This window comes from Pseudofrankia coriaricola, from assembly GCF_032027725.1.
Classification (GTDB): Bacteria; Actinomycetota; Actinomycetes; order Frankiales; family Frankiaceae; genus Pseudofrankia.
In genome coordinates, this window is record NZ_JASNFO010000186.1 from 1 (window position 1) to 3,279 (window position 3,279).

3 protein-coding genes are annotated in these 3,279 nt (G+C 72.9%); all 3 read left to right on the forward strand.

Going from position 1 to position 3,279, the window contains the following annotated elements; genetic code table 11:
• Window positions 1-1,099, forward strand: a 1,099-nt coding sequence (locus QOZ89_RS46900) for an amidase (protein ID WP_312630381.1), incomplete at its 5' end; no start/stop codon positions are given.
• Between the two features lie 151 nt (window positions 1,100-1,250).
• Complete coding sequence (locus tag QOZ89_RS46905; protein ID WP_312630382.1) at window positions 1,251-2,666, forward strand: amidase; 1,416 nt, start codon at window positions 1,251-1,253, stop codon at window positions 2,664-2,666.
• Window positions 2,667-2,958: 292 nt separating this feature from the next.
• On the forward strand, window positions 2,959-3,279 hold a 321-nt coding region (locus QOZ89_RS46910; protein WP_312630383.1), incomplete at its 3' end, for an amidase family protein.

A 3,279-nucleotide genomic window follows, 5' to 3' on the forward strand; every position in this document is an offset into this window, starting at 1 on the left:
CGACGCCGTCGTCGTCGCCCGGCTGCGCGCCGCCGGCGCCGTCATCACCGGCAAGACGACGACCTTCGAGTTCGCGATCGGTGTGCCCGACGACGAGAAGCCGTTCCCGATCCCGCGCAACCCGTGGGACGTCACCCGCACGCCGGGTGGCTCCAGCTCGGGCACCGGCAACGGCGTCGCGGCCGGGATGTTCCTCGGCGGGCTCGGCACCGACACCGGCGGCTCGATCCGCTGGCCGGCGGCACTGTGCGGGATCTCCGGGATGAAGCAGACCTTTGGCCGGGTGCCGAAGTCGGGCTGCACCCCGCTGGGCAACAGCCTCGACCACATCGGGCCGATGGCCCGCAGCGCCTACGACTGCGCGCTGCTGCTCCAGGTGCTGGCCGGGCTCGACAGCTCCGACCCGTGCACCGTGGACGTGCCGGTCCCCGACTATGCGGCCGGGATCACCGGTTCGCTGGCCGGGGTGCGGATCGGCCTGGACCTGCTGGAGAACACCGCCCCATACCGCGACCCGGTGCTCTCCGACCGGATGCGGGCGGCCGCCGACGTGCTGGTGGCGGCCGGCGCGCAGATCGTGCCGATCACCGTTCCGCTCTACCAGGAGCTCACGGACGCCTGCCAGCGCACGATGATGGCCGAGGCGCTGGCCTACCAGCGTGGAGACCTGGCCGAGCGCTGGGCGGACTACGGCCGGACGACCCGGCTCACCCTCGCCCAGGGCGCCTTCATCAGCGGCGCCGACTACGTCCAGATGCAGCGCCTGCGCCGGGTCGGGCAGCGCCGGATGGCCGAGCTGTTCACCGAGGTGGATCTCGTGCTCACACCGTCGACGTCGTCGGGCGCGCTGAAGCTCGACGACCTCGACTTCGACAAGATCATCGGACATGTCATGACCCCGGTCTGGAACGCCACTGGCCATCCGGCCATGTGCATCCCGATCGGCTTCGGCTCCGAGGAAACGCCGCTGTCGATGCAGCTGACCGGCCGCCCCTTCGAGGAGACCGCGGTCTTCAACGCCGGCCACGCCTACCAACTGGCCACCGACTGGCACCTGCGGGTCGCGCCGCTGGTGGCCGACGAGCCGGCCTTCGCCTGACGCGCCGAGCCGTCCCGCGCCGCCCGGCCGCCGGCCGCCGGCCGCCCGGCTGAACGGCCGACTGGTCGGCCCGACCGCCGCGGCACTTCGTCCGAACGCACGCCCATCCCTCCCCAACCCGGCAGCTGGCTGAACTGGAAGGACCGCACCGATGACGGACCCCATGACGATCAAGGATGCGGCGGCCGCGCTGCGGTCCGGCGCGACCACCAGCGTCGCGTTGACCCAGGCGTGTATCGACGCCGCCGACCGGCTGGACGGAAAGATCGGAACCTACATCGTCCGGTTTGACGAGCTGGCGCTGGCGGCGGCGGGCAAGGCGGACGAGGAGCTGGCCGCCGGTGTGGACCGCGGCCCGTTGCATGGCATCCCTCTCGGCGTCAAGGACATCATCGCCGCCGAGGGTGGCCCGACCACCGCGCAGAGCCTCATCCTGGACCCCGCCTGGGGCGAGGGGATCGGCGACGCCGTCGTCGTCGCCCGGCTGCGCGCCGCCGGCGCCGTCATCACCGGCAAGACGACGACCTTCGAGTTCGCGATCGGTGTGCCCGACGACGAGAAGCCGTTCCCGATCCCGCGCAACCCGTGGGACGTCACCCGCACGCCGGGTGGCTCCAGCTCGGGCACCGGCAACGGCGTCGCGGCCGGGATGTTCCTCGGCGGGCTCGGCACCGACACCGGCGGCTCGATCCGCTGCCCGGCGGCGTTCAACGGCATCACCGGGATGAAGCAGACCTTTGGCCGGGTGCCGAAGTCGGGCTGCACCCCGCTCGGCTACAGCTACGACCACATCGGACCGATGGCCCGCAGCGCCTACGACTGCGCCGTCATGCTCGGGGTCATGGCGGGGCACGACCCGTCCGACGCGACCAGCGTCGACGTACCGGTACCCGACTACGCCGCCGCGCTGACCGGCTCGCTCGAGGGCGTGCGCATCGGCCTGGACATGCTTGACGGCCTTCTCGACATCGAGCCCGACCCGGCGCTGGCCGGGCTGATGCAGGCCGCCGTCGCGGTGCTGACCGCCGCGGGCGCCGAGGTCGTGCCGGTGCGCATCCCCCTCTACCGTGAGCTGTTCACCGCCACCATGACGGGCCTCGGGCACGAGGCGCTGGCCTACCACCGGGGCGACCTCGTCAGCCGCTGGGCCGACTATGGCCGGGGCGCCCGGCTGTCCATCGGCGCCGCGGCGCTTACCAGCGGTGCCGACTATGTCCAGGTCCAGCGGGTGCGCCGGGTCGGGCAGCGCCGGATGGCCGAGCTGTTCACCGACCTCGACCTCGTCCTCACCCCGACCGCGGTGCGCGGTGCGCCGCGGATCGCCGGGACGGGGCTCGACGAGCTGCTGCAGGTGGTGCAGACCGGGGTCTGGAACGCGGTGGGCTACCCCGCCCTCTCGCTGCCGATCGGCTTCGGCGAGGGCGGCCTGCCGCTGTCGCTGCAGCTCGCCGGCCGGCCGTTCGAGGAGGCGGCCGTTTTCAACGCCGGCCACGCCTACCAGCTTGCGACCGACTGGCACCTGAAGGTTCCGCCGATCGTCTCGGCGGCGGAGCCCGCGTTCGCCTGACGTAGTCAGGCGTTCCCAGGCCTACCGTTCCCAGGCCTACCGTTCCCAGGCCTACCGTTCCCAGGCCTACCGTTCCCAGGCCTACCGATCCGGCACTGACGCCGTCGATGCGCCACCGCCACCGCCACCGCCACCGCCATCGTCACCGTCCGTTCGGGCGCCGGCCCGAACGGACGGCCGGACGCATCGCGGCGCACCCAGGTCGTCGACGCGCCGGGCCCCGAACGCCGGCGGTGTTCCGTGTTCCGCACCCCTCGTCCCACACCGCCCGCCCAAGGGAGTTCACGACGTCATGACCGACCACCCCAGCACGCTGACGATCAGCGACGCGGCGGCCGCCCTGCGGTCCGGCGCGACCACCAGCGTCGCCCTGACCCAGGCGTCGATCGACGCCGCCGACCGTCACGACGCGGACCTCGGCGTCTACCTGGCCCGGTTTGACGAGCTGGCGCTGGCGGCGGCGGCGAAGGCGGACGAGGAGCTGGCCGCCGGCGTCGACCGCGGCCCGTTGCATGGGATCCCTCTGGGCGTCAAGGACATCATCGCCGCGGAGGGTGGCCCGACCACCGCGCAGAGCCTCATCCTGGACCCCGCCTGGGGCGAGGGGATCGGC

Bases quoted from the DNA above. Each gene is read 5' to 3' on its own strand.
- QOZ89_RS46905 (WP_312630382.1), top strand. From the start codon at position 1,251: ATGACGGACCCCATGACGATCAAGGATGCGGCGGCCGCGCTGCGGTCC.